A 25,450-nucleotide genomic window follows, 5' to 3' on the forward strand; every position below is an offset into this window, starting at 1 on the left:
GGCTCGACACCAAATCTTCTCAGACAGGGGCCTCCTCAGGCCAGACCCGCGCATCAGCTACCGCGGCAGCGGTTTAGTTCAATCACGCTCCGCAGCACAAGGGAATCGCAAAACGAATTGCAGGAAAACAGCCCCCATAAACCGCTAATCCTGCAACCCAAAAGCCACTATCCGCCTCAATCAACATGCCAGATCAACGGCTTGCGGATAGTTCACGGTCGACTCAACCGCCTTACTGTACGATAGATCCGAGCGTCTCCGTGCTGGGGCCGAAACAAAGTGCGGCGTCGTCACGTGGGTGTAGAACGCGCCTGGCGCAGGGCTCGCTGGTGCCTCTTTTGCCGTCCGCTTGTAAGACCTGGAAATAGCCTGCCAGGCGTCCAGTATAGGGCGCATAGCTGCCAATACGACACGTAGAGTTAAACGCCTTCGTGCTGACGTGAACGACCTGCGAGTTCGCGAGCGTTAGAAATTCGAAGCCTCGAATCTATCCTAATTCCGAATCCAGTAACCTAATTTGTCCAACAAGCACACGCAATTCGGGTTGAGGCGGGATCCAGAAAATTCGTAAAGCTTCCAGGAACCCCAGCGCGCGCCCTGCCGGAACCTGGCCGAGAATTATGGCGGAGCCGGCAGCAACGAAATTGATGGCGACGCCGGAGACAATCTGGCCGCCCCAATGGGTGATCGAGGCGAAACTGTGCACCAGCGCGAGCAATGACGGCGGTGAACCGCGGCCGCCCAGGCGCCGCAACCGCCAGGCAGGCGAGCAGCAACGACCCGGAGAACACCAGTTGCTCGGCGGCGATGGTGCGGGTCGCATCCTGCACCGCCATCATGACGGCGCCCTCCGAAGCGAGCATGGCGAGTAATCGGACAGCAGGCACAGCATTCAATCCCCGAAGGCGTCAGTCGACATTCGACAAGAGACATATGGCGCGGCGCGAGCGCGGCGGCTGTAACGAAAGCGGTTCTCAATCCGAGGCGACGCCGTTCTTGATCCGTGTGAGGCGGCTTTCGCCTTCCTCCGGGCCGAAGCAGCTTTCGAAATCATTGCATTCCCGGCAACTGGGCGCGCTGCACAGCGAAAAACCTTCGGCCTCGCAGACCTTGCGGTAAAAGTATTTCTTCCATTTCATGTTTTGGGTGTTGCCGGCCGCCAGCGTCGGAAAATGCGAGGCGAGCAGGCGGCCGAGCTCGGTCCGATTAAAAAGGCCAAGGTCCTGCCAGAGGTGGTCATTGCGCATGGCACGCCGGGCGATGATCCTGGCGAAACGGGCGCTCGCCTTGTCGCCCGGCCGGGCATGCGCCAGCAGCAGTCCGTGCAGAAGTTCTTCCTCCAGATCCGGCTCGGGCTCGCTCACCTCTTTCAAGGCAAACGCGTTGATAGGAATAGCAGGGAAACAGCGGGCCAGGACATCGCGCAGCTCGGCGCGCGAGAGTCCGGTTGCCTCCGTCGCAGTCGCCTCGCCGGCCTCGATCTCCTCGAGCGCCCGTGAGAGCACACAGGCAAGTACATGCTGGTCGAACCTCCTCTCCAGCTCGATCTGCGGCCATTGGCCGGTGCTGAGCCGGGCATAATGTTGGGCAAATATGGTGCGTTCTCCTGGTTTGTCCTATCAAGTCATGCAGCGACCCGGCCGGCCGCAACTGGGTGGGGGAGTTCTTCGGGTAGAGGCAGTCGCGGATCGCCTCTCGGTCGAGTAGTTCGGCAATTTTCGTCTGGTCCACTCGGCTCTGTCGCAGATTCTGTGATTGGAAGGAGGCGTTTCGCGAACCCCGGCCCTTGGACGTGGACCGTGCGGGACAGAGGTCGCGTGCTGAGTGCGGCCACATGGTTCAAGCCGCCAGACTCACGGTTGGATGACGTCTGATTCAGAGCGTCAGCGAGTGAGTTCCAGCGCACGTTCAGGACAGGATCGCGCGCCTCGCGATGCAGGCAGTTCCTCCCCTTCCGCAACTTCAATGTCACCAGGCAGGATGTAGCCCTCCTCATCAAGCTTGAAGATGTCCGGCGCTTGCGCCGCGCATCGCGCGTGACCCTGGCATTTGGCCTTTTGGACGATGATGCGCATGGCGCTGCCTCCATTGTCGGTGCCCCGGCTCGGGGCGGGCCTAAGACCAGTCCAGGATCAAATTCTCGATCCCGAACACATGGCCGCCAGAAGTTATCGGTGCCGTACCCTGCTTGATCCTGAAAGCCGGGATGCGCGCCAGCCACTCCTCCAGGCCAATGACAATCTCCCGCCGGGCAAGGTGTGAGCCAAGGCAACGGTGGGGACCATAGCCAAACGCTGCGTGGCGGTTGTCCTCCCGCTCCAAATCAATCGTGTTGGGGCATGCGAATTCCGCCGGGTCACGATTGGCAATCATCGTGGCGCAGGAAACATAGTCCCCCTTCCGGATCGGCGCGCCTTCGAAGTCGATATCTTTCGTAGCCACGCGGATCAACTGAATGGGCGGATAGGCCCGCAGCAATTCTTCGGTTGCGAGCGGGATGCGGTCCGGTTCGCTCCGCAGCAATTGCTGATCTTTGAGGTTGCGCGCGAGGTACGCCAAGTCAAAGCCTATAGCTGCTGCGACCGTGTCGAGCCCAGCGACGAAGACAAGCACGCCGATGCCGCGGACTTGGGTGTCCGTCAGCCGGCGGCCCTCGACCTGTGCCTGCACGATAAAGGTCATGAAATCGTCAACCGCCTCCTGGCGGCGCATGGCTGCAAGTTCGTCGATGAATGCCACGATCGTCCGGGCAGCCACAGGTCGTTCCTTATCGTCGCCGTGGAGCAGATCTTTCCCCCAGCCGACGAATGTATCGAGTCGGTCATCGGGCAACCCCAGAAAGCGAAGAAAGGTGCTCACCGCGAAAGGAAAGGCAAAATCCTTCATCACGTCGCAGCTTGTGCCCGACGCGGCGATCCTTTCGATCAGCTCGACCGCCCGTTCGCGGACAGCCGGTTCCAAAGCCAACACCCGCTTTGGCGAAAGCAGCGGATTGAGCAGTGAGCGAAAGACGCCATGGGCCGGTGGATCGAGCTCAAGCGGGATCGTCGGCCAGTTTTCACCCAGTATGGAGGAGAAGATGCTGCGATGGCTGGAAAAAGTCTCTGCGTCCTGCAGCACCCTCCGCTGGTCCGCGGCACGGGTGATGACCCAGGTACCCCGGCCATCTTGCGTGTTGTAGCGGGAGTAAAAGATCGGAGGCCCGTCATGTACGCGAGCGACAGCTGCGTGTGGATCCCCGTTGAGTGTTGGTGGCATCCCTGGCGATGTAAACAGGCTGAAATCCCTCACCATTTCGGGCGGGACATGATCTGGAACGGGGTTGGTCGCCATCTTGCTTTCTCTACATTGGCGTTCATGGCTCGATTGAGATTGCACCGCTGTTGATAAAATCGATTTCCGTATGGGTGCGTCTCTTGTCGGGCGCGTTCGAGATCTGTCGCCCGATCAGCCCACTGCCAGCGCGATGAGATCGGTTGCGAAGTCAATCAGAAGGGCATCTCCGCCGCGCTGCCGTCAGAAGCAAAGCCGCCGCTTATCCCGTTATGGTTGAGAGGCGATCAATCACCTCTGAGATCGTGACGCACTGCTGACACCCCGCTGGCCAAATTGTCAAAGCAAGTCGCGTGCCGGATAGGCGTGCCCCTGGCCTGTACCAAGCGACGCCAGCCTGAACTGGCCCGCCGCCGCTAAGTTGATGATCACCTGTCCATCATTCTTAGGACAACGTCCGACAACCGACATCCGTGGTCGGTTTTGTCGAGTCCGCGACATCGGGCTGTTCGGCCTGGCTGCTGCTGCACAGCCTTCCGGTCGATGAGCGAGGAGATCGCCTCGCACGGCCCGGATTGAGCAACGATGCGATCCAGCGCAAGGATCGGGTGCGATCCGACAAGACCCGACGGCGTTTGATCGGGAATATCAACAAGATCGAGCCGCGCTTCGGTTCGGCGATGATGGCGTATGCGTTTTATCGCTCGCAGGCGCTGCAAGGATTTTCGGTCAGACGGCGATGCACTCGTGCGCAGCAGTCCGGCCCGCGACGAGCTTGACTGTATCGATGCGGTCAATTTCCGGCGTGCACACCCAACCGTCCGTATGCGCTTATGAAGGCAAGCCTTTCCGCACATGGACCTAAATTCCTCGCGAGCCGCTGTCGGAACGTGCTGCCGAGTCCTATGGCGGCCGGTTCAATCCGAGGGCCTGTCGGCACTCTCCACATCCGGACCGGGAACACATGGCAGACTCTCGGCCAGAAACCGCCAGTCGCTGCCCTCGCGTTCGCCTTCCTTGCGCCTGCCGAAGAACTGGATGATCATCTCGCCGTCCGCGCCATACGCTTCAATGGACGTGACGTGACCGTCCCTCGTCGGCTTGCGCACGGCCCAGACCTCGCGGATGCGATGGGTCCTAAGATGCAGATGGAAGGTCTCGTCGAGCACATTGATCCGCGGCCCGATCTGCTTGACCGACTTGATCGGGCCGGAATGGATCTGGATGCAACCACGATTGCCGACAAAGCACATGATCGGCATCTCGTCTTCGGCCGCCTGTTGGAACAGGGCGCCAACGGCATCATTGTCGAGCAGCCAGGCGTTATCCTCGTCGGCCGTACGCATAGCCTGGCAGCGGCTGAGCTTCAGTGTCTTCAACATATGGTAGAACTGATGCACGTCGCTTAGCCGGCCCCAGTGCTCGCGTAGGTCGTCGACCGTGGCGGCGTGGTCTGGACTCACGGTGTTATCGCGCGCCCCGCTCGCCTCGAGCAATATGATCGGCTCCTGATCGGAGGATACAAGCTCTGCCGTCAGATCCTGATAGGCCTGCAGGTTCGAGGCGGGCCTGAGATGAGCTTTGTGCATCGCCTCGCCGGTGGCATCAAAGAATTGCAGGCTGCGGCGGATCTCGGCTCCCTCGCGCTTCTCGACGGCGAAGCCATACGCCCACGCTTTCGGGAAGATGCGCAGGTCGATCCCGTCGCCGAGCAATATGGCATGCTGGTTGCCGGTGACCACTTTGCCGTACACGCCGATCTTTTGGTGCACGGCACTATCGTTGCTGGTGACTGCCATCACCTCGCCGACCGCTTCGAGGCCGGTCAGCAGATCATCAACGCGCGGCTCGATGCGCACCGCGCCATGACCACAATGCGCCGCGACCAACTCGACTTCCGAAATGCCCAATCGAGCGGCGAGATCATGCTCCCGGATCTTCGGATTGTCTTTGCACGCCCGCCGGATTTCGTCCGGCGACGGTTTCTCGCGTTGGTCCATGCTTACCCCTGTTTCTACCGACGTGTGAGGATCATCTGCCTGCCCGGGAATCTTCAGCCGATAAGGCGCGCCGAAATGCTCGATCCTGATCTGCTGCTGGCCCATGAACAAGGTGTCTGGACAGCGTGCGCACGGCGTCGCACCCGTGCGAAAACCGGCGAGCAGGCACATGCCGATGGCATCCCATCGAGCCGGTCGGCCGCTACTGGGCGGTGGGTGAGCGAGTGTGGGTGTTGTCGCAATCGGCCAAGCGGGCATTCGGATGCCACGGGCGGCGCTGCTTTGCCAAACAACGCGTGTCTGACCCGGTCCTGACATGTTGCTCCCCTGCTTCGCCCCATCCATCGCGCGGGCACCCACGGCATGGTTGTGGATCGGCATGCTCTTGCCGTCTCGCCAAACGGAGCTTCAAAAACCGTGCCAATTGCGCCGAAGCAAGCTCAGAAGAAGTTCTGTACTTGGTGATGTGAGTTCAACCGGGAACTCAGGCCCAACATCCCTGGTGGCGGGACCGGACAAACCGACAGTACGTGTCGGTTTGCCGACACCTTCGCTGCAATGCACTCACAAGAAGCACGGCAGTGTCAGAGATGCCGCGCTGTGTTGAAACGTTTTTTCGCTTTGGCACGGTGCATGCGGCGTGATGCGCAAGCCGGTCCTGGACTGAGGAGAATGGAGCCATGATTACGCTCACCGACAACGCCGTTGCCGCCTTCAAGACTGCTCTTTCCCGCGCCAGCGAGCCGGCGGAAGGCTTTCGCATCATGGTCGAGGCCGGCGGCTGCGCCGGCTTCAAATACTTAATGGGCCTGGAGAGCGTGTCGCGCGAGGGCGACGCGATCACTGACACCGATGGGATCAAGCTGTTCGTGGACACGGGCTCCCAACCCCATGTAGCTGGCATGACCGTCGACTTCCTCACCGGGCTCGAATCTTCCGGTTTTGTATTCGATAACCCCAATGCGCGCGAAAAGTGCGGCTGCGGCAAGTCCTTCAGTTAAACGCCCGAAGCGCCTGTGCAGCCGACAGACTGATTTTGCGGCAGAGGAGACTTATATGGCCGGCACAACAGTCCTAAAGAACAAGGTAAGGTCAAAGCCGATCTCGGGACAGCCATTCGCTTCCCTGGGATGCAAAGAACGTCGCCTCCCGAAACAGCTCGGGTCCTGGTGTCACCCGAGCTGCTTGCGGACAATCGCGCCGCTGCGCCAAATTCGGCTCATCGATAACGTCATCGCGTTCGGGCGTCCTTACCTGCGGGCTGACGGCGGCCACTGCGAACATGTCCATCTCGACGGAGATCCGGTCTGCGTCAAACACTCCGGGCGTCTGCGGGGGCTGCCAGTTCAGGCCCATTATCATCAACGGCATGCGCCAGAGGCTCAACGAGTCGGTCCGCGCCGCGTCATTCTGGTCAACTGAGGATCGCACCTATGAAGCCTGTCTACCTCGACAACAACGCAACCACACGGGTCGATCCTGCGGTCCTGCAAGCGATGTTGCCGTTCTTTAGGGATCAATTCGCCAACCCTTCGTCGGCGCACGCTCTTGGCGCCTCAGTCAGTGCGGCGGTGAGAAAGGCGCGGAGGCAATTGCAAGCGCTGATCGGCGCAGAGTTCGACGATGAGATCACCTTCACCTCGGGTGGGACAGAAAGCGACAATGCAGCGCTTCTTTCAGCGCTCGAGGCGGCGCCCAACCGAACCGAGATCGTGACGTCCGCGGTCGAGCACCCCGCCGTGCTGACGCTCTGCGCGCATCTTGAGAAGACCCGCCGCGTCAAGGTGCACAGGATCCCGGTGGACTGCCGTGGTCGGCTCGACCTCGACGCCTATATGGCCGCCCTCACCCCACAGGTGGCAATCGTATCAATAATGTGGGCGAACAACGAGACTGGTGTGATCTTCCCCGTGGCCAGGCTTTCCGAGTTGGCCAAGGAAGTGGGCGCCCTATTCCATACCGATGCTGTGCAGGCGGTCGGCAAGCTTCCGATGGACCTGAAGTCGACCGCAATCGACATGCTGTCGCTCTCCGGCCACAAGCTGCACGGGCCGAAAGGGATCGGTGCCCTTTTCGTAAAACGCGGCGTCAACTTCCATTCGCTGATCAAGGGGGGTCACCAAGAACACAACCGGCGTGCTGGCACCGAGAATACGCCCGGCATAGCCGGGCTCGGCACGGCGGCCGAACTCGCCTTGAAATTCATGGACGACGAGACCACACGGGTAAAGTCGCTCCGCGATCGCCTGGAGGGCGGGATCCTCCAGCGCATCCCAAGCACCTGTGTCACTGGTGATCCCCTGCAACGATTGCCCAACACCGCAAACATCTCCTTCGAACATGTGGACAGTGATGGAATTCCACTTCTCCTCAGCCGCATTGGCATCGCGTGTTCCTCTGGCTCGGCCTGCACCTCCGGCTCTCTGGAACCAAGCCATGTCCTAAGCGCGATGAAAACGCCGCACGCGGCAGTCCGCTTCTCCTTGGCGCGGGACAACAGCGAAGAGGATATCGACCGGGTGCTCGAGGTCATGCCGGGAATCGTGGGGAAGCTGCGCAGCTTTTCCGGTTCTGGGCCGGGTAATCCGGTCTATGCGTGAGCGGCAGAAGAACAGGCTACCGGTCATGACCCGTCATGTCTCCCTCAACGATACGACCTTGCGCGATGGCGAGCAGGCGCCGGGCGTCGCCTTTACCACGACGGAAAAGCTGGAGATCGCTGAGTCTCTTGCGGCGGCCGGCGTGACAGAGATCGAGATCGGCACGCCGGTCATGGGGGTCGACGAGATCGAAACAATTCGCGCCGTGGTCGCGCGGCGTCTTCCGGTTCGGCTCATGGCCTGGTGCCGGATGACGTCGTTGGATCTCGATGCAGCGATCGAGAGCGGGGTCCAAGCGGTCAATTTGTCGCTGCCTGCGTCGGACATCCAACTTGCCGCCAAGCTCGGCCTCGACAAGGCGGGAGCGCTCCAGGTCATCGATGATATGGTCAGGCGCGCCGCCGCCGCCGGCTTCTTCGTCGCGGTGGGGTGCGAGGATGCCTCGCGGGCCAATCGGGATCATCTCGCCCGCGTCATCGATACGGCCGCACGCGCCGGCGCAAGCCGCGTCAGGCTAGCCGACACAGTCGGTGTTCTCGACCCGTTTTCGACCTTTGAACTTGTCGCCCAGCTCGTGGCGCAGTCTCCAATCGACCTTGAATTTCATGCGCACAACGATCTCGGACTTGCTGGCGCCAACACGCTAGCCGCGATCCGCGCAGGCGCGCGCCATGCCTCCGTCACCGTCCTGGGGCTCGGCGAGCGTGCGGGCAATGCCGCGCTGGAAGAGGTGGCCGCCGCGATGGCGGTCTTCGGCGGCGCAGATACCGGCATCGAGCTGACCGCATTGCCCGGCCTCGCCGCCGAGGTGGCCTGGGCCGCCCGCCGGCAGACCGCGGCCACTAAGCCGGTCGTCGGCGCCGATGTTTTCACCCACGAATCCGGCATTCACGTCGCAGGGCTGCTGAAGGACTCGCGTACTTATCAGGGGCTTGATCCGGCTCTCGTGGGCCGCTGCCGGCGGATCGTCATCGGCAAGCATTCCGGCGCCACTGCGATTGCCCATGTGCTGAGCGAAAGCGGTCGCGATCTCGACCCGGATCTGGCAGCCGCGATGGTGGCCCGCGTCCGGCGCGAGGCGGCCGAGACCAAATCGACGCTCACTGCAACTCAACTGGTCGAGCTCTACGATAAAATGTGCAGCGAGGCGGCCCTCTTCGAGCTGTGCGGGTCCAGGTCAGCCGTGCGCGCGCGCGCAAAGGCCACAGTTTTGCGACCAGGGAGAATGCAATGAATTGTTCCGCTGACAGCCGCCCCATCGATGTCACAGACATCCTCGCACGACTGAAGCGCCTGTCGGCCGCGGAGGAGTTCTTCTCAGTCCTTGGCGTCTCCTATGACCCCAAGGTGCTGAATGTCTCGCGGCTCCATATAATGAAGCGCGTGGGCCAATACCTTGCCGAAGAAGATTTCTCCGGTCTGCCCGACCAGGTGATTGCCGCGAGGGTGCGCGCGAGGCTCGAACGCGCTTACGAGGACTTTGCGATTTCCTCGCCGCTCACGCATCGGGTCTTCAAGGTGCTCAAAGACCACGATCCGAACAAACCTGCCGCGCCGGGTCACACCTTTGTCCCGTTCGACTCGGTACTGAAGCGGTTCGGACGGGAATGAGCGGCGACAAGGGTTGCGACGCGACAATGTCGAGCAGCCGACAAATCCGGTCATCACCACAGCGCCGTCAGAAGCAACCAGCCGAAGTTGTAGGAAAGGGGGCAGCGCAAGAGACTTGGCACGAATTATGCGGATCAAGGAGATAACCGCAATGCCCGCACCCGGACAGGAGCCTAGAGAAACCGCCAATGCACATCGTAATCTGCATCAAGCAGGTGCCGGACTCGGCACAGATAAGGGTCCATCCGGTGACGAACACAATCATGCGCCAGGGTGTTCCGACCATCATCAACCCTTACGACCTGTTCGCCCTCGAAGAAGCGCTCAGACTGCGCGATGCGTATGGCGGCGAAGTCACCGTGCTCACCATGGGTCCGCCCATGGCAGAGGACGCGCTGCGCAAGGCGCTCGGCTACGGCGCCGACCGAGCGGTGCTCTTGACCGACCGCTATTTTGCCGGCTCCGACACGCTGGCGACCTCGTTCGCCCTTTCACAGGCAATCGCGAAGGTCGGCGAAACGTTCGGCACGCCAGACCTCGTCTTCACCGGCAAGCAGACGATCGATGGCGACACCGCCCAGGTCGGGCCCGGCATCGCCAAGCGCCTCGGACTCCTGCAACTGACCTATGTCGCGAAGATCCCCTCTATTGATCTTGCTGCAGGCGAGATCAAGGTCGAGCGCCGCTCCGAAGGCGGCACACAGATGCTGAAGAGCAGGCTGCCTTGCCTCATCACCATGCTGGAAGGCACAAACGAGATCCGCCGGGGCTCGATCCACGACGCCTTGTGCGCCGCGCGCAGCCAGGTCTTGAAATGGAGTGCGGCTGACGCCGGCATTGAGGATCTCACCAAATGCGGCCTGCGCGGCTCACCGACGGTCGTCAAGCGTGTTTTCGCCCCTCCTGCTCGAGCTGAAAAGGCGGCACTAATCGACACCGCCGAGAAGGCCTTGCGCGATGTCGCTGACGAACTCATCACCGCAATCTTCACCCGCCAGCCGGCGCTGGAACATGAGCTCGCCTTTAACGGCGGCGCGTGACGGCAAGGAGCAAAACGATGTCGACCGCGAACCGAGAAACCCCTCGCCCTGCCGCCGGCCGCGCCGGCATAAAGAAGGAGCTGCCCGCCCATTTCAAGGACTACCGGCACGTCTGGGTCTTCATCGAGCTCGAACGCGGCCAGGTCCATCCCGTATCATTCGAGCTGCTCGGCGAAGGCCGCAAATTAGCAGACAAGCTTCAGGTCCAGCTTGCAGGCGTCGTGCTCGGACCGCCGGGAGAGGCCGTCGGGAACGCCGTTGCCGAAGCATTCGCCTATGGTGCTGACCTTGTCTACATCGCCGAGGCGCCCCTGCTCGCCGACTATCGGAACGAGCCTTTCACCAAGGCGATGACGGATCTGGTCGATACCCACAAACCCGAAATCCTTCTTCTCGGTGCCACCACACTCGGCAGGGATCTTGCCGGCTCCGTGGCGACGACCTTGCAGACAGGGCTCACGGCCGACTGCACCGAACTCGATGTGGATACCGACAGTTCGCTCGCCGCCACGCGTCCGACTTTCGGCGGTTCCTTGTTGTGCACGATCTATACGCTCAATTTCCGCCCTCAGATGGCGACAGTGCGGCCAAGAGTCATGCCCATGCCGCAGCGGACGGATAAACCGGTCGGGCGTGTCATCCGGCACAAGCTCTCGCTTGCCGAGGACGAGATCGCTACCAAAGTCCTCGGCTTCCTGCCGGACAATCAGTCGGCAAAGGCAAACCTTGCCTATGCCGACGTCGTGGTTGCGGGAGGCCTTGGTCTTGGCGCGGCGGAGAACCTGCAGCTTGTGAAGAACCTCGCGCGAGCAATCGGCGCCGAGCATGGCTGTTCGCGCCCGTTGGTCCAGAAGAGCTGGATGCCAGCTGATCGGCAGATCGGCCAAACTGGCAAGACCATCCGGCCGAAGCTTTACATAGCGGCCGGGATTTCCGGCGCCGTCCAGCATCGGGTTGGCGTCGAGGGGGCGGATCTCATCGTGGCCATCAACACCGACCCGAACGCGCCGATTTTCGATTTCGCTCACCTCGGAATCGTCACCGACGCGATCCGCTTCCTGCCCGCACTGACGGAAGCCTTCACCCGGCGGCTGTCGCCCCACAGTCGCGATAAGCTTGCGAGCTAAGGGACGGACATGATCGAGGAAAACTTCGACGCCATTGTTGTTGGGGCAGGCATGTCCGGAAACGCAGCTGCTTACACCATGGCCAGCCATGGCCTGAAGGTGCTGCAGTTGGAGCGCGGTGAATATCCGGGCTCCAAGAATGTCCAAGGTGCCATCATGTACGCGAACATGCTGGAGAAGATCATCCCGGATTTCAGGGACGATGCGCCTCTCGAGCGGCATTTGGTTGAACAGCGGCTTTGGGTGATGGACGACACATCCCATACCGGGATTCACTATCGGTCGGACGACTTCAATGAGGCCAAGCCCAACCGATACACAATCATCCGTGCCCAGTTCGACAAATGGTTTTCGCGTAAGGTGCGCGAGGCCGGCGCGACGGTTCTGTGCGAGACGACCGTGACGGAGCTCATCCGTGACGCCAAGGACAGGGTGGTCGGCGTCCGCACAGATCGGGCCGGCGGAGCCATCTACGCGAACGTGGTCGTTCTCGCAGAAGGTGTCTGCGGACTGCTTGGCACGCGAGCCGGCCTGCGCCAGATGCCGAAGCCACAAACCGTGGCGCTCGCCGTTAAGGAAATGCATTTCCTGCCCGAAGAGGTCATTGAGCAGCGGTTCGGCGTCAAGGGCGATGAAGGCTGCGTGATCGAGGCGGTGGGCACGACCTCCCGCAGCATGGCCGGGCTCGGCTTCCTCTACACCAACAAGGAGTCGATCTCACTGGGCATTGGCTGCCTCGTCTCCGATTTTGCCGCGATGGTCGAGAGCCCCTACGTTCTCCTTGATGCCTTAAAGAGCCATCCTTCGATCCGGCCGCTGATCGCCGGCTCGGAAGTGAAAGAATATTCCGCACACCTCATTCCCGAAGGCGGCTACAAGGCTATTCCGCAGCTGTTTGGCGATGGTTGGGTCGTGGTCGGCGATGCCGCGCAACTGAACAACGCCATTCACCGCGAGGGTTCGAACCTCGCCATGACCTCCGGCCGCATCGCGGCTGAGGCAATCATCGAGGTCAACAGCCGCAACGCTCCTATGACCAAACGAAATCTCGCTCTTTACAAAGCCATGCTGGACAGGTCCTTCGTGGTCAAGGACCTAAAGAAATACAAAGATATGCCGGCCTTGCTCCACACCAATTCCTGCAATTACTTCACAACTTATCCGCGGTTGATGTCGCAAGCCGCGCAGAACTTCATGCGTGTCGACGGCACGCCGAAGATCGACAAGGAAAAGGCGACCACGGCGGCCTTCATCAAGGCGCGCTCGCGTTGGGGGCTGGTCAGCGACGCGGTCCGCCTTGCATTGGCGTGGCGCTGAAGGGAGACGAAATGACGATCGCAGTGACAAAGTCACGTGTCGAGGACAAGCTTTACCAGAACCGCTACTTGGTGGATTCCGGCCGTCCGCATATCAAAGTGCGACCGCACGAGAGGCCAAGCGCGAACTTGCTCGCGCTTACCCACGTCTGCCCGGCGAAATGTTATGAGTTGAACGACAAAGGTCAAGTGGAGATCACTGCTGACGGCTGCATGGAGTGCGGCACCTGCCGGATTTTGTGTGAGACCAGTGGCGAGATCGAGTGGAACTATCCACGCGGCGGTTTCGGAGTCCTCTTCAAATTCGGATGACCGACGCACGCACGTATTAAGAGGGTTGATCTTGATACAGTTTAGGTCTCGCCCAACGCCAAGTCTATTTTCTTTGCTTCGATCGTCGCTTTGACGAAGAGAAGCTCGTGAATACTGTGCTTTCAGAATTCAGATAAAAAAGGAGGAGCACTCTGGACGACAACCCCTGAGGTGTTTCCATGACCCACGGACCGCAAGATCGGGTCGACGAGGTTGGACCTCGGGAGACCCGCCCTGAACCGCCCATCAAAAGCATGCCCCAATCAGATATCGCGCTCAGAGGACTCTACGAGATATCGAAGGTGCTGACCGCCCCCAGCGAGCTGGAGATTACGCTCGCCAATGTCGTGAACGTACTGCCTTCATTTCTGCAGATGCGTCACGGAGCAATCGTCGTCCTGGACGCTGAAGGAGAGCTGGAGATTGCCGCGACTGCCGGCAATACCCACGTACGTCAATCAGGCACTCGCCGCGTCATACCACAGGCCGTAGCAGATCAAATCGTCGCTACGGGGACGCCGCTCTTCATACCGGACGTGCGCAAGTCCCAACTATTTCAGGCTGACCTTCAAACGTCTTCGAGCATCGGAACCATCCCAATTGCCTTTATCGGTATCCCGCTAAAGGCTGATCATGATATCCTTGGGACATTGTCGATCGACCGCGCCGGAGACGGCGCCACCGACTTTCGCGACGACGAGGACATTTATTTCCTGACGATGGTCGCCAACCTTGTCGGCCGGACCATCCGCCTCCATCGCGCCCTGAGTACAGATCGTCAGCGGTGTGGCCATGAGCAATCGGGACCGGAGAAATCGCCCAACGAGGGGAGGACCTACGACCCTGCCCGGCATGCGGATGCCAAAATCGACGGGATCATCGGGGAAAGCCCCGCACTCAAGCAGGTGCTCGAAACCGTCTCGGTCGTAGCAGGGACCAATTCCACCGTGCTTCTGCGGGGTGAAAGCGGCACCGGCAAGGAATTCTTTGCGCAGGCCATCCATAAGCTCTCACGTCGGAGGAAGAAGTCTTTCGTCAAATTGAACTGCGCCGCACTGTCTGAAAGTGTTCTGGAGTCAGAACTGTTTGGGCATGAAAAGGGCGCTTTCACGGGTGCTATCTCCCAGCGCGCCGGTCGGTTTGAATTGGCAAATGAGGGAACGCTGCTACTTGATGAAATCGGCGAGATTTCGCCGGCCTTTCAAGCCAAGCTGTTGCGTGTCTTGCAGGAAGGCGAGTTGGAGCGAGTCGGCGGCACCAAAACGCTACAGGTCGACGTGCGCCTCATATGCGCCACCAACAAGGACCTGGAGACGGCCGTCATAAAAGGGGAGTTCAGGGCCGACCTTTATTACCGCATCAATGTCGTGCCAATTATCCTGCCTCCGCTCAGAGAGCGAACCGGCGATATTCCACGCCTTGCGAACGCCTTCCTCAACCGGTTCAACAAGGAGAACGATCGCGCACTAGCCTTCGCGGCGCCGGCGCTTGACCTGATCTCGCAATGTTACTTCCCTGGTAACGTCCGCGAGCTGGAGAACTGCGTCCAAAGGACGGCCACACTTGCGCGCTCAAGGACGATCACTCCATCCGATTTCGCCTGTAAGAAGGGCCAGTGCCTTTCCTGGCTCCTCTGGAAGCGAGCCGACCGCTCGAATGGCGGCAATGCCATCGACGATCTCGCACGGGTCAACGCAGCGCCGGTCGGATTGCGGCTGCCGGCCAGTTGCATCGGTGCCTCCGCAGGCAAGATATCTCCCTTTACGGCAGGCGATCCGAACGATCCCACTTGTCCCCCGCGTCTGGCGGAACGCGACCGGGTGATCGACGCGATGGACAAGGCCGGTTGGGTTCAGGCCAGGGCGGCTCGTATCCTCGGGCTCACGCCGCGGCAAGTCGGCTACGCCCTGCGCCGGCATGGTATCGTGGTGAAGAAATTCTAGACGTCGTGATGACGTCAACCGTAAGCAGCCCGGAGTGGTCTCGCTCACACTTTGCGCGCCCAAGGCTGGTAGCCTCGCGACCCTATTTGCGTGTCCACTGTCGTAAGCCCGACAAAGGTGTGTCGGAGCAATCCGAAGGAATCTGACACGACAAGCCTATTCGTGAACCGAAACAGCTCTTTGAGCTGGCATAGCTCTTGCGCTTTGAACTGCGACATCACGCAGCAACGGAGCCGTTCATGTCTGCACCGGCAATTTCGCTTGAGAGCCTCAGCACGACATTCGGTGACCAGTTGCTTGGCACCATGAAACCCGGTGGTTGCGCGTCATCCTGCGGCTCGTCGACAAAGCCCGACGACACGGATCCGGCTGTCTGGGAGAAGATCAAGGATCACCCCTGCTTTTCAGAAGAGGCGCATCACTATTTCGCGCGCATGCACGTCGCGGTCGCGCCGGGCTGCAACATCCAGTGCAACTACTGCAATCGCAAATATGACTGCGCCAACGAAAGCCGGCCTGGGGTGGCCTCTGAAAAGCTGACGCCCGACCAGGCGCTACGCAAGGTGATCGCGGTCGCCAGCGAGGTGCCGCAGCTTTCCGTGCTCGGCATCGCCGGACCGGGCGATGCCTGTTACGACTGGAAGAAGACGAAGGCGACCTTCGCCAGGGTCGCCAGGGAAATCCCAGACATCAAGTTTTGCATCTCCACGAATGGGCTCGCGCTACCGGACCATGTCGATGAGCTTGCCGACATGAATGTCGATCACGTGACGATCACCATCAACATGGTCGACCCTGAGGTCGGTACAAAGATCTATCCTTGGATCTTTTACGACCATCGCCGCTATTTCGGCCTCGAAGCCGCCCGGATGCTGCACGAGCGGCAGATGTTGGGCCTGGAGATGCTGACCGCGCGCGGCATCCTCACCAAAATCAATTCGGTGATGATTCCTGGCGTGAACGATGAGCATCTGATCGAGGTGAATAGATGGGTCAAGGAGCGAGGCGCGTTCCTGCACAACCTCATGCCGCTGATTTCGGACCCGGCGCACGGCACGCACTACGGACTGAGTGGTCAGCGCGGCCCAAACGCAAAGGAGCTGAAGGCTCTTCAGGATCGTCTCGAAGGCGGCGCCCAGTTGATGCGCCACTGCCGGCAGTGCCGGGCAGATGCCGTCGGCATGCTTGGCGAGGATCGTGGCCAGGAATTCACGGCCGACCGGATTCCCGGCGAGGTCACCTACGATGCCAGCAAGCGTAAGGCCTATCGGGAGCTGGTCGCGCAGGAGCGCCGTGATCACGTGGCGGCCAGAAGTGAAGCGATCGGATTGGTCAAGGCAGCGAGGCCCGGCAAATCCGTCCTCTTCGCGGTGGCGACCAAGGGCGGCGGCCGCGTCAACGAACATTTCGGCCATGCGAAGGAATTCCAGGTTTATCAAGCCTCGCCGAGGGGGATCAGCTTTGTCGGGCATCGCAAGGTGGAGAAGTATTGCCTCGGCGGCTTGGGCAAGGAAGCCGCCCTCGATGGCATCATCGCAGCCCTTCAAGGCATAGATATCGTGCTGTGCGCCAGGATCGGAACTTGCCCGCAGGATCAGCTCGCGGAGGCTGGAATCCAAGCGACCGATGCTTATGCCCATGACTATATCGAGACGGCAATCAGCGCGATTTACACCGCCACGTCAGGGGCCCCCGCACTCGCGGCGACGGCCTGAGCTGTCTCATTTCATTCGGACCAGGAGTTAAAATGGCTTTCAAGATCATCGCATCCCAATGCACCCAATGCGGCGCCTGCGAATTCGAATGTCCTTCCGGCGCGATCAAGTTCAAAGGCGAGAGCTACGTGATCGAGTCACAGAAGTGCACCGAATGCGAGGGGGTCTTCGATGCGCAGCAATGTGCCTCGGTATGCCCGGTGCCGAAGACCTGCGTTCCTGCGTGACCACATGGGCTGCCGACATGGTTGGGGCTGCCTACGCAGGACGCCTGGAGCGCCTTGTTCACAATCTGCAGCCCCACGAGAAATCAGGGAACGGACATGCCGCTCAGACGCGAAGAGGAGATCGAAATCCGCAGGCCGCCACGCTTCATGCCGGGAGAGCGGGTACGTGCTACTCGCCACATAAAGAATGACGGCACCTATCCTGGCAGGGAAATCGGCGAAAATCTCGTGCGGAAGGGCGACGAGGGATATGTGCGCGACATCGGCACCTTTCTCCAGCAGTTCTTCATCTATGCGGTCGAGTGGATCGACCGTGGCACCGTCGTCGGCATGCGAGCGCGTGAACTGATGAGCCTCGAGAAAGCCGAGTCCTGCAGTGCTGAAAGCAATACCAATGAAGGGACGGCCAGATGAAAGTCATGATCCGCAGGACCGATGCTGGCTTGTCGGCCTATGTCCCCAAAAAGGACCTCGAAGAGCCGATCATCAAGCTCGAGAAGGAAGAGTTGTGGGGCGGAACTATCACGCTCCGGAACGGGTGGCGGCTCGTCTTACCCGATCTCCCACGGGATACGCGTCTGCCGATCACTGTCGAGGCAAGGAAAGTTTCCGAAGAGGACTGATGCTGCTCCTAGGTGCGTCGCGAGGAAACGAGCATGAACACGATCCTGACATCGGACCACCTCGTCATCGTGCGGGACAGTTTTGCCGATAAGCTGCTTGACTTGGCGAAGGCAGCGCTCGCCGCCGATGAGGTGATCCCTTATCTCGGTCCGGGCCTTCTTGGGTTCAACTGTGCGGAACCGCCTGTGCCGCATACTCCGGAGTTCGTTGCCGCGGCACTCAATGCACGGGCGCCCGCCCCTTCCAGGATCCGCACCAATATGTGGTCGGTTGCGCAGTTCATCGAACAGCGCCGGCATCGCCGGACGCTTCAAGCTTGGATGACCGAGATATTCGCAGCGCCGGTGAGGCCAACCCTCCTCCACGCCTGGCTCGCAAGGCTGCCGCTCTCCCTCATCATCGACAGCTGGTATGACAGCGCGATGCGCACGGCTCTCGTGGAGACCGGCCGAACGGACGTCGTTGAGATACAAGGCGTCACGCGGGCGAACGAAATCGGCAACATTTGGACAAAAACCTACGATTTGTCCGGGAGGGAGCTCGACGCCCGATCGGGGGCAAAGACGGTCCTCTATGCACCTCACGGGAGTAGTAGGCCCTCGCAAAACTTTCTCGTCGCAGATTCCGACTATGTCGAAGTCCTGACCGAAATTGATATCCAGACACCTATTCCTGACCTGGTGAAGGAACGGCGCATCACCCGTGGATTTTTCTTCGTTGGCTGCCGCTTCAACGATCAGATGCTGCGCACCTACGCCAGACAGATCATGAAGCGCTCCCGCGGTCCCTATTGCACCGTAATGGACGCGGAAACCCTGACCAGAAACGAAGCGCGTTTCCTTGCGGCAAGCGGAATCACGGTGATCGACATGCCACTTAGTCAAGCGGCGGCTCGGCTTCTGGGAACGGGCAAGGCTGCAGGTTGTGGACAGGATTAAAATGGCGGTCGCCTTTGATGATGCGTCCTTCGGCTTTCCTCGAAGGCGCAAAATGCAGTCGGGAATACACCCGTGAACAGTGATGCTGTCGGCAGCGCAACGAACGCTCTGAATTCGTTGACCCATGTTGAAGCGGCGCGCTGGGGCCGGGATTTGAGTACGCTGTTGCGCATAACGCGCATGAATTTTCGGCATCCCTGGCAGGTCGCCTTCGCTATGGGCTCGACGATCATGGCGGCAATCCTCCAGTTGCTCATTCCCCAGCTTCTCGGCCGGGCTGTCGACCAGGCCCAGACAGCCATCGGGGGCGGTGTCGCCGGGAGCGCGGCAGGACAAGCGCTCTGGACCCCGGCTCTCCTGCTGCTCGCCGTCAGCGCGCTACGCGGCCTTTTCACGATGGCGCAGAACTATTTTGCCGAAGCCGTCGGGCATCATGTCGCGTACGAACTGCGGCTCGCCTACTACGACAAGATCCAGCGTCTCAGCTTTTCCTTTCACGATCGGGTCCATTCAGGCGATCTGATCACCATCGGAATGCTCGATCTCCAAGGGGTGCGGATGTATTTTTCCACCGCGCTCGTTCGCGTGGTCCTGCTCACCATGCTGATCGGGATCGGCGCCTACATGATGATCTCGATCGATCTCATGCTCGGCCTGGTCGCGCTGAGCTTCGTGCCTTTTGTCGCCTGGCGCTCATCGACCACACAGCTTAGGCTGCGCGCCACCTGGCTCGACCTCTATGAGCGCCTTTCGGTACTAAGCCGCGTGATGAAGGAAAATCTCGCAGGCATCCGCGTGGTCCGCGCTTTTGCGGCTCAATCCTATGAGATGCTGAAGTTCGACCGCGCTTCCAAGACCGCGCTCGGCCTCGCCAACGATCTCGTTGACATCTACGTACCCAGCACGTCGGCGATGACCTTGTCCTTCTTTTTCGCAATGGGATTGGTGCTTTGGATCGGTGGCAACAAGCTCATCGCTGGCGAGATCAGCGTCGGAACGATGGCGACCTTCCTGACCTTCATGACCATCCTGCAAATGCCAGTCCGCCAGATCGGCCTCATGGTCAATGCCTTTGCCCGCGCTTCCAGCTGCGGTTCGCGGATTTTCGGTCTCCTCGATCAGGAGATCACGATCAGGGATGCTCTCGAGGCCAGACCGCTTGAGATAAGCGACGGCACTCTGCGCTTCCACAATGTCTCATTTGCGTACCCCAATGTCGAAAACCGCGCCGTTCTGAAGAACCTCAGCTTTGAGGCCCGGAGAGGCGAGACGATCGCGATCGTCGGTCCGCAGGGTTCCGGCAAATCGACGATGGCTCATCTGATCCCCCGCTTTTACGACGTGACCGGTGGCGCCATCACGTTGGACGGCCAGGACATACGCAATGTCACCCTCGAGAGCCTTCGCAAGGCGGTTGCCGTTGTACAGCAGGATGCGTTCCTGTTCACCACCACGATTGAGAACAACATCGCTTATGGCGACCCCTGGGCGAAGAGACAGCGAATTGAACGCGCTGGCGAATTCGCCCAGCTCCACAACTACATCCTCGGGCTCCCAGCAGGGTATGAGACGGTCGTGGGCGAACGCGGCGTCTCTCTCTCTGGCGGCCAGCGCCAGCGTCTCACGATTGCTCGCACCATGATGCTGCGCCCCTCTGTCGTCGTTTTCGACGACTCGATGGCCGCGATCGATGCCGGCACCGAGCAGCGCATTCGCGCGGCGACGCGGCGCTTCGCCAAGGATCGGGTGACGATCATCATCGCGCACCGGCTGAGTGCGCTTATGCATGCCGATCAGATCCTTTTTGTCGATAACGGCGAAATCGTAGAACGCGGCACGCATGAAGAGCTTCTGGCGAAGCGGGGACGCTACAGGGCCCTTTACGATCTCCAGACGCGCCCAGGTGATAGCATATGACCCAGTATGGGGGCGTCCGCTGATGGACCAGGGCCCCGGCGAACTCGAAGCCGAACGTGACGACGGCAGACGCCCTCCGCGCGCGGTCGTCGGCTCGCACCGGCTCGAGGAGGAGATGTTCGGCCGGGCTTTCGACAAGAGCATCCTCCGCCGGATCTGGGACTTCGTCCATCCCTATCGGGCAAAGGTAGTTGTCACGATTGTCGCGATGTTGATCTTCACCGGGACGCAGCTTCTCATCCCCTTGATCATCCGCTACGCGATCGACCACGGCATGAACCCGGCAGGGAGCGATCGCTCAGCCCAGCTTGCGGCCGTCGGCGCGTTCCTTTCGGCGATTTTGGTCAATTTCGCCGCCGGTTACATGCAGGAAACCATGGATGGGAAAATTGCCGAAACTGTCCTGTTCGACATCCGCCGCGCCATGTTTGGCCATCTGCAAAAGGTTTCGCTCTCTTTCATGGACAAGACTGAGGTCGGACGCCTGATGTCGCGGCTGCAAGGCGACGTGAACTCCATACAGGAGTTCCTGGAAACCTCGGTATATTCCCTAGGTGATGTTGCGCTTCTCTTCGGCATCGTTTTCGTAATGCTGTGGCTCGACTTTCGCCTCGGCCTCCTGACGCTGTCGGTTCTGCCGATCCTGGTGATCGTCCGCATTGTCTGGCTGCCGCGTGCCCGCGACGCCTTCATGGCTGCACACGAAACCAATTCCGTTGTCAATGGCGCGCTGGCCGAAGCCATTCACGGCGTGCGGACCATACAGTCAATGGATCGCCAGCAGGTGAATTTCATTCTTTTCGACGACCGGGCCCATGCCAACCTCAGGACCCAACTGATCGCTGCCAGATATGCACTGGTCATGGTGCCTATCGTCGATGGCCTCACCGGCCTCGCCTTGGCCGCCGTTATTGTGGTCGGCGGCTCGATGGTCGTGAATAGCCGTATAGATGTGGGCGTGTTGGTAGCCTACCTGTTTTACATCCAGCGCTTCTTTGACCCGATCCGCTCACTCACCCTGCAATATTCGATCATGCAGCGCGCCATGGCCTCAGGCAAGCGCCTGACCGATGTGCTCGATGTCAAGATCGATGTTCAGGACAAACCCAATGCCGAGGTACTTTCGCCCGAAATGGACGGCTCGGTTGAGTTTAGGGACGTCACATTCGGCTACGATCCGAACCGTTCGGTTCTGAAAAATGTCTCCTTCAGGGTCAATCCCGGCGAGACGGTCGCACTGGTCGGACCGAGCGGTTCTGGCAAATCGAGTGCGATGGCCCTGGTCCACCGCTTCTATGATGTTCAGCAGGGTCAGGTGCTGGTCGGCGGGCATGATGTGCGCGACCTCACCCAGGAATCGCTCGGCCGCCAGGTCGCCATGGTGCTGCAGGAGCCATTCCTGTTCACCGGGACGGTCTTCGAGAACATTCGATACCAGAAGACGGAAGCCACGCGCGACAAGGTGATCGAGGCGGCGAAGGCGGTCGGCGCGCATGACTTCGTCATGAGCCTCGCCGACGGGTATGAGACCCAACTTGGCGAACGCGGCGACAACTTATCTCTCGGCCAGCGCCAGCTTATCAGTTTCGCCCGCGCCCTCGTCGCTGACGCCAAGATCCTCGTGCTCGACGAAGCGACCGCCAACATCGACAGCTATACGGAATTGCAGATTCAGAAGGCTCTGATCAAGCTGCTTGAAGGGCGGACTGGCCTCGTCATCGCCCACCGTCTCGCCACGATCCGGGGGGCCGACCGCATCATCGTGCTTCAGAATGGCCAAGTTGTTGCGACTGGCAACCACGATGAGCTAATAGCTATGGGCGGCCTGTATTCCAAACTCTACTATCTCAACTACGCCTCCTTCGACGACATCCCCGAACACGAGACCACCGTCCAAGCTGGCTCCCAGACCTGAGTTTTTGGCGGCCTTGTGGTAGTGGCGTTGACTTTCGGGCGTGTCGGCGGACCACTCAGGCCACCGCAGACGGCCAGCAGGCAGCATTCAAGGACAAGCACTCCTCGCAGTTCGTGAAGACCGGCTGCGAACGATTTCCTTCAGCATCGTATCCCGACCGCGGTGCACCCCATCATCGGGCGAGCTCGCTCCCGTTGGTGGCTGGGCGTAGCAAAGCCGCTCGCGAGCGCGCCCTCAACAGCGCCGTAGCGAGTGGCGGCTTTGCTACCGCCGGGCCGCTGATGAAGCTGGAGGCGCCGCACCGACGCCGCCCCGGGCGAGAAGAACCTCTGCGGCGGGCTATCGGCAACGGGTAGCGCGAGCGCGACGAGCAGACGCGTGCCTGCATCGTGACGCGCTCGGCCATCATCTCCTTAGGATCATGCAGGTTCACACGATGGCCCGGACGCCAGCCAACGCACAAAGCTGGTATTCTGTGCCGCCGGCTCGTCGTCAGTTTGGCCTCCCTCCCGATTGCCCGTCCCCATCACGTGCACGCTCGAGCACGTGGATGTGAGGGAGCGCTGTACAACGATTCAACCTCAGACCGCGAATTTCATGGTCAGCCAAATCGAGCCATGATTTCGGATTGAATGGTCGTCGCGGTGTACAGGGAAGCATCTAGCGGCAGATTTCCAAATGCCAGTTGACAAAGCAGGTAGTTGGCACCTGCCACTTCCAACTGACCTAACAGAGCTTTTCGCACAGATTCTGCTGATCCTACCACGCACAATTCACTCTCGACTGCCGCATCGAAGGTCAGCGGCAGGTTTGGTGGAGTGGGGATAGCGTTAAGCTCGTAAAGGAATTGGAAGCTCTTGAGCCAGCGTTCGTAAGCAGGTGCCGCGAGCGAATAGGCGTGTGTGTCACAACGCCCAACCACGACCATGCGGAGCAATCCGATAAATTGCGCCTGATCCCCCGCGCCAGCGTTGTCCTCTCGATAGGCGCGGAACGCATCAGTAGTTTTGCGAACAGAAGAGGAAGGTCCTACACACGCGATATTGGTTCCATTCGCAGCCGCCCAAGCTGCGGACTCGGGTCGATTGGCAGCAACCCATGTCGGCGGATGTGGACGCTGATGAGGTCTTAACGTCAAAGGAACGTCATTGAGATCAAAATGGCGGCCTTGATAGCATAGCGTGCCGACCTTCATCGGATTAACAAGTATTTCCATGAGGATTTCGCTGGCTTCGGCATAACGGCCCGGCACCGCGTCCGCACCAATCCCGAAGTAGCCCAATTCGATCGGGAGAGCACCGCGCCCTATGCCCAGTTCGAACCTGCCACCGCTCAACTGGTCCAGCATACAGATCTCTTCGAACGCACGCAGCGGATGATAAAGCGCAAGCAGCATCACCAAGGGTCCGAGACGCAAGCGCCGGGTGCGCTGGGCGACGCTCGATAAGAACAGATTCGGCGATGGACCTCTCCCATGGGGAGTACAGTGATGTTCTGCGAGATGATAGGCATAGAACCCTAGCTGATCGCACGCCTCTGCTAATATCAGGCGATCTTCGTATTGCCGACCGATGTCGCGGCCATCCTCGTCCAGATGATCGAAGATGCCGAACGCTAGGTTTGAAGGAAAGACGTTTGTCACTCGATAAGTCCCCGATTTTAAAAGGCAGGCTGTTCTCTTGCTGGGATGACCAAGCAAGTCGGAAGAGATGTGTGTGATCGCCGATTTGCGTCAGCGTAACGAAGAAGCAGAGCCTGACGCTTCCCTGCCCTTGGAGCTTGGCACCATTAAGCTTCCAGCAATGTCGCCAGCGGCAGCAAGAAATGCATCCATCTGCTCTTTTGTGCCGATGCTGACGCGGATGCAGTGTTCCAAGCCTTTGTCCGGAAAAAACGCGACAAGTATCTTTTGCCTTTCCAATGCTGCTTGCCACCATGAGCCGTCCTGTCCCGCGGGCACACGGGCCAGCAAGAAATTTGCGCGGGAGGGCGTTACGGAAAATCCGAGTTGCGACAGCGCGACTGTCACTCGCTCTCGTTCATCCTTGATGTGCTTGTGGTTCTCTGCGTAGGCGCCGCGATGCGCAAGCACGCTGATACCAACGGCATGCCCGATGACGTTCATGTTGAAGACGTTCTGGATGTTTCGCAGCCTGCCAATAATTTCAGGGTGACCGAAACCGAAACCGACGCGAATGCCGGCGGCGGCATAGCTTTTCGAGAATGACCTCAAGATCAGAACGTTCGGATACCGGTTGATGAGGCGCAGGCCATGATCGGGTGCAAAGTCGACGTAGGCTTCATCAAGGACAACCAAGCGGTCCGATTGTGCTACGAGGCGTTCGATATCGCTTATCGGGAGGAATGTTCCGGTCGGATTGTTTGGATTGGCCAACATAATGAACTTGGCGTCTTTTGCCGGACCGGAAAGCAATTGCTCCATTGGCAGGGAATGAGCTTGACATCCGATTTCGAGAAACTCGGCGCCCTGAATCATGGCAAGTTTGCGGTTGAACGAAAACCCTGGCGACATCATCGCAACCTTATCGCCAGGCGCGAGGAAAGCTCTGTAGATGAGTCCGAGCAGTTCAGACGACCCGTTGCCTGCGATGACCTGATCCCTCGAAACGCCATAGGTGCTGGACGCCGCTTCCCTCAAGCTGATGTTATCGTCATCCGGATATAGATACTGGCACTTGAGGGCCGCCACTGCACTTTGCATTATGATTGGCGGCAACGGAAACGGGTTCTCATTCGTATTCAGCTTGACAAAATTTCCGTCCGGCGCTGGTCCGTTGGACGGCAGAGCATCTAACTGTCGCGTCACTGGCGGAAGAGCCGAAAGCACAGTTTGCAGTTTTGCATCGGACATATTTTAACTCCGTTTCATTC

General features: G+C 60.0%; 24 protein-coding genes and 1 pseudogene. 17 read left to right on the forward strand and 8 right to left on the reverse strand.

The window, feature by feature from the left end; all coding sequences use genetic code 11:
• Nucleotides 1–607: 607 nt before the first annotated feature.
• The 4 genes and pseudogenes from NKG99_RS10015 to NKG99_RS10030 form a co-directional block, all read right to left on the reverse strand.
• Nucleotides 608–712: pseudogene (locus NKG99_RS10015) on the reverse strand (ABC transporter permease); the annotation flags it as partial.
• Between the two features lie 262 nt (nt 713–974).
• The gene (locus NKG99_RS10020) at nt 975–1,595 is read right to left on the reverse strand and encodes a nitrogen fixation protein NifQ (protein ID WP_352867067.1); all 621 of its coding nucleotides are present in this window, start codon (nt 1,593–1,595) and stop codon (nt 975–977) included.
• A gap of 288 nt (nt 1,596–1,883) precedes the next feature.
• Nucleotides 1,884–2,075: a ferredoxin gene (locus NKG99_RS10025; protein WP_352798761.1), complete on the reverse strand. Its 192-nt coding sequence runs from the start codon at nt 2,073–2,075 to the stop codon at nt 1,884–1,886.
• A 40-nt stretch (nt 2,076–2,115) separates the two neighbouring features.
• A complete protein-coding gene (locus NKG99_RS10030) occupies nt 2,116–3,333 on the reverse strand; it encodes a cytochrome P450 (protein ID WP_352866921.1) in 1,218 nt (405 codons plus the stop codon).
• Between the two features lie 413 nt (nt 3,334–3,746).
• Here NKG99_RS10030 and NKG99_RS10035 point away from each other — a divergent pair, with 413 nt between their 5' ends.
• Nucleotides 3,747–4,052, forward strand: coding sequence for a hypothetical protein (locus NKG99_RS10035; RefSeq protein ID WP_352866924.1), 306 nt, complete (start codon nt 3,747–3,749; stop codon nt 4,050–4,052).
• A 138-nt stretch (nt 4,053–4,190) separates the two neighbouring features.
• Here NKG99_RS10035 and NKG99_RS10040 read toward each other — a convergent pair whose 3' ends face one another.
• Nucleotides 4,191–5,273 (reverse strand): hemin-degrading factor, encoded by a 1,083-nt coding sequence (locus NKG99_RS10040; RefSeq protein WP_352867069.1) that lies wholly within the window; start codon nt 5,271–5,273, stop codon nt 4,191–4,193.
• A gap of 680 nt (nt 5,274–5,953) precedes the next feature.
• Between NKG99_RS10040 and NKG99_RS10045 the strand changes: the two genes are divergently transcribed.
• On the forward strand, nt 5,954–6,274 hold the full coding sequence (locus NKG99_RS10045; protein ID WP_352601193.1) for an iron-sulfur cluster assembly accessory protein: 321 nt from the start codon (nt 5,954–5,956) through the stop codon (nt 6,272–6,274).
• 91 nt (nt 6,275–6,365) lie between these two features.
• Here the strand turns inward: NKG99_RS10045 and NKG99_RS10050 are convergent, their stop codons facing one another.
• On the reverse strand, nt 6,366–6,659 hold the full coding sequence (locus NKG99_RS10050) for a hypothetical protein (protein ID WP_352866927.1): 294 nt from the start codon (nt 6,657–6,659) through the stop codon (nt 6,366–6,368).
• 47 nt (nt 6,660–6,706) lie between these two features.
• On the opposite strand from NKG99_RS10050, the gene nifS reads away from it, so the two are divergent.
• From nifS to NKG99_RS10125, 15 genes are all read left to right on the forward strand, one after another.
• Nucleotides 6,707–7,873: a cysteine desulfurase NifS gene (nifS, locus tag NKG99_RS10055; protein WP_352866929.1), complete on the forward strand. Its 1,167-nt coding sequence runs from the start codon at nt 6,707–6,709 to the stop codon at nt 7,871–7,873.
• A gap of 25 nt (nt 7,874–7,898) precedes the next feature.
• Nucleotides 7,899–9,107, forward strand: coding sequence for a homocitrate synthase (gene nifV, locus NKG99_RS10060; protein ID WP_352866931.1), 1,209 nt, complete (start codon nt 7,899–7,901; stop codon nt 9,105–9,107).
• Nucleotides 9,104–9,484 (forward strand): nitrogenase stabilizing/protective protein NifW, encoded by a 381-nt coding sequence (nifW, locus tag NKG99_RS10065; protein ID WP_352866933.1) that lies wholly within the window; start codon nt 9,104–9,106, stop codon nt 9,482–9,484. Before nifV ends, nifW begins: the two co-directional genes overlap by 4 nt.
• A gap of 188 nt (nt 9,485–9,672) precedes the next feature.
• Complete coding sequence (locus NKG99_RS10070) at nt 9,673–10,524, forward strand: electron transfer flavoprotein subunit beta/FixA family protein (protein WP_023795975.1); 852 nt, start codon at nt 9,673–9,675, stop codon at nt 10,522–10,524.
• Nucleotides 10,525–10,541: 17 nt separating this feature from the next.
• Nucleotides 10,542–11,651, forward strand: coding sequence for an electron transfer flavoprotein subunit alpha/FixB family protein (locus NKG99_RS10075; protein ID WP_023766900.1), 1,110 nt, complete (start codon nt 10,542–10,544; stop codon nt 11,649–11,651).
• A gap of 9 nt (nt 11,652–11,660) precedes the next feature.
• A complete protein-coding gene (locus tag NKG99_RS10080) occupies nt 11,661–12,968 on the forward strand; it encodes an FAD-binding protein (protein WP_352866935.1) in 1,308 nt (435 codons plus the stop codon).
• Nucleotides 12,969–12,979: 11 nt separating this feature from the next.
• A complete protein-coding gene (locus NKG99_RS10085; protein ID WP_023678245.1) occupies nt 12,980–13,279 on the forward strand; it encodes a ferredoxin family protein in 300 nt (99 codons plus the stop codon).
• Nucleotides 13,280–13,458: 179 nt separating this feature from the next.
• On the forward strand, nt 13,459–15,222 hold the full coding sequence (nifA, locus tag NKG99_RS10090) for a nif-specific transcriptional activator NifA (RefSeq protein ID WP_502913084.1): 1,764 nt from the start codon (nt 13,459–13,461) through the stop codon (nt 15,220–15,222).
• Between the two features lie 239 nt (nt 15,223–15,461).
• Nucleotides 15,462–16,937, forward strand: coding sequence for a nitrogenase cofactor biosynthesis protein NifB (gene nifB / locus NKG99_RS10095; RefSeq protein ID WP_352866939.1), 1,476 nt, complete (start codon nt 15,462–15,464; stop codon nt 16,935–16,937).
• Nucleotides 16,938–16,969: 32 nt separating this feature from the next.
• Nucleotides 16,970–17,164, forward strand: a complete 195-nt coding sequence (locus NKG99_RS10100) for a 4Fe-4S dicluster domain-containing protein (protein ID WP_023672218.1) — start codon at nt 16,970–16,972, stop codon at nt 17,162–17,164.
• A 96-nt stretch (nt 17,165–17,260) separates the two neighbouring features.
• The gene (locus NKG99_RS10105; protein ID WP_352569653.1) at nt 17,261–17,578 is read left to right on the forward strand and encodes a nitrogen fixation protein NifZ; all 318 of its coding nucleotides are present in this window, start codon (nt 17,261–17,263) and stop codon (nt 17,576–17,578) included.
• Nucleotides 17,575–17,787, forward strand: a complete 213-nt coding sequence (gene nifT / locus NKG99_RS10110; protein ID WP_023813715.1) for a putative nitrogen fixation protein NifT — start codon at nt 17,575–17,577, stop codon at nt 17,785–17,787. The genes NKG99_RS10105 and nifT overlap by 4 nt, the downstream gene beginning before the upstream one ends.
• Nucleotides 17,788–17,820: 33 nt before the next feature.
• Complete coding sequence (locus NKG99_RS10115; protein WP_352866943.1) at nt 17,821–18,726, forward strand: SIR2 family NAD-dependent protein deacylase; 906 nt, start codon at nt 17,821–17,823, stop codon at nt 18,724–18,726.
• Between the two features lie 72 nt (nt 18,727–18,798).
• Nucleotides 18,799–20,643 carry an ABC transporter ATP-binding protein gene (locus NKG99_RS10120; RefSeq protein ID WP_352866946.1) on the forward strand — a complete coding sequence of 615 codons (1,845 nt, stop codon included), beginning with the start codon at nt 18,799–18,801 and terminating at the stop codon, nt 20,641–20,643.
• Between the two features lie 22 nt (nt 20,644–20,665).
• Complete coding sequence (locus tag NKG99_RS10125; RefSeq protein ID WP_352867075.1) at nt 20,666–22,558, forward strand: ABC transporter ATP-binding protein; 1,893 nt, start codon at nt 20,666–20,668, stop codon at nt 22,556–22,558.
• 601 nt (nt 22,559–23,159) lie between these two features.
• Here NKG99_RS10125 and NKG99_RS10130 read toward each other — a convergent pair.
• Nucleotides 23,160–24,200 (reverse strand): LLM class flavin-dependent oxidoreductase, encoded by a 1,041-nt coding sequence (locus tag NKG99_RS10130; RefSeq protein WP_352866949.1) that lies wholly within the window; start codon nt 24,198–24,200, stop codon nt 23,160–23,162.
• A 90-nt stretch (nt 24,201–24,290) separates the two neighbouring features.
• Nucleotides 24,291–25,430, reverse strand: a complete 1,140-nt coding sequence (hisC, locus tag NKG99_RS10135; protein WP_031257920.1) for a histidinol-phosphate transaminase — start codon at nt 25,428–25,430, stop codon at nt 24,291–24,293.
• Between the last annotated feature and the right edge of the window lie 20 nt (nt 25,431–25,450).

The organism is Mesorhizobium sp. M1409, from assembly GCF_040317535.1.
Classification (GTDB): domain Bacteria; phylum Pseudomonadota; class Alphaproteobacteria; order Rhizobiales; family Rhizobiaceae; genus Mesorhizobium.

Coding starts and splice junctions, on each gene's coding strand:
- NKG99_RS10025 (WP_352798761.1), bottom strand. CDS start 2,075: ATGCGCATCATCGTCCAAAAGGCCAAATGCCAGGGTCACGCGCGATGC.
- NKG99_RS10030 (WP_352866921.1), bottom strand. CDS start 3,333: ATGGCGACCAACCCCGTTCCAGATCATGTCCCGCCCGAAATGGTGAGG.
- NKG99_RS10040 (WP_352867069.1), bottom strand. CDS start 5,273: ATGGACCAACGCGAGAAACCGTCGCCGGACGAAATCCGGCGGGCGTGC.
- NKG99_RS10045 (WP_352601193.1), top strand. CDS start 5,954: ATGATTACGCTCACCGACAACGCCGTTGCCGCCTTCAAGACTGCTCTT.
- nifS (WP_352866929.1), top strand. CDS start 6,707: ATGAAGCCTGTCTACCTCGACAACAACGCAACCACACGGGTCGATCCT.
- nifV (WP_352866931.1), top strand. CDS start 7,899: ATGACCCGTCATGTCTCCCTCAACGATACGACCTTGCGCGATGGCGAG.
- nifW (WP_352866933.1), top strand. CDS start 9,104: ATGAATTGTTCCGCTGACAGCCGCCCCATCGATGTCACAGACATCCTC.
- NKG99_RS10070 (WP_023795975.1), top strand. CDS start 9,673: ATGCACATCGTAATCTGCATCAAGCAGGTGCCGGACTCGGCACAGATA.
- NKG99_RS10075 (WP_023766900.1), top strand. CDS start 10,542: ATGTCGACCGCGAACCGAGAAACCCCTCGCCCTGCCGCCGGCCGCGCC.
- NKG99_RS10080 (WP_352866935.1), top strand. CDS start 11,661: ATGATCGAGGAAAACTTCGACGCCATTGTTGTTGGGGCAGGCATGTCC.
- NKG99_RS10085 (WP_023678245.1), top strand. CDS start 12,980: ATGACGATCGCAGTGACAAAGTCACGTGTCGAGGACAAGCTTTACCAG.
- nifA (WP_502913084.1), top strand. CDS start 13,459: ATGACCCACGGACCGCAAGATCGGGTCGACGAGGTTGGACCTCGGGAG.
- nifB (WP_352866939.1), top strand. CDS start 15,462: ATGTCTGCACCGGCAATTTCGCTTGAGAGCCTCAGCACGACATTCGGT.
- NKG99_RS10100 (WP_023672218.1), top strand. CDS start 16,970: ATGGCTTTCAAGATCATCGCATCCCAATGCACCCAATGCGGCGCCTGC.
- NKG99_RS10105 (WP_352569653.1), top strand. CDS start 17,261: ATGCCGCTCAGACGCGAAGAGGAGATCGAAATCCGCAGGCCGCCACGC.
- nifT (WP_023813715.1), top strand. CDS start 17,575: ATGAAAGTCATGATCCGCAGGACCGATGCTGGCTTGTCGGCCTATGTC.
- NKG99_RS10115 (WP_352866943.1), top strand. CDS start 17,821: ATGAACACGATCCTGACATCGGACCACCTCGTCATCGTGCGGGACAGT.
- NKG99_RS10125 (WP_352867075.1), top strand. CDS start 20,666: ATGGACCAGGGCCCCGGCGAACTCGAAGCCGAACGTGACGACGGCAGA.
- hisC (WP_031257920.1), bottom strand. CDS start 25,430: ATGTCCGATGCAAAACTGCAAACTGTGCTTTCGGCTCTTCCGCCAGTG.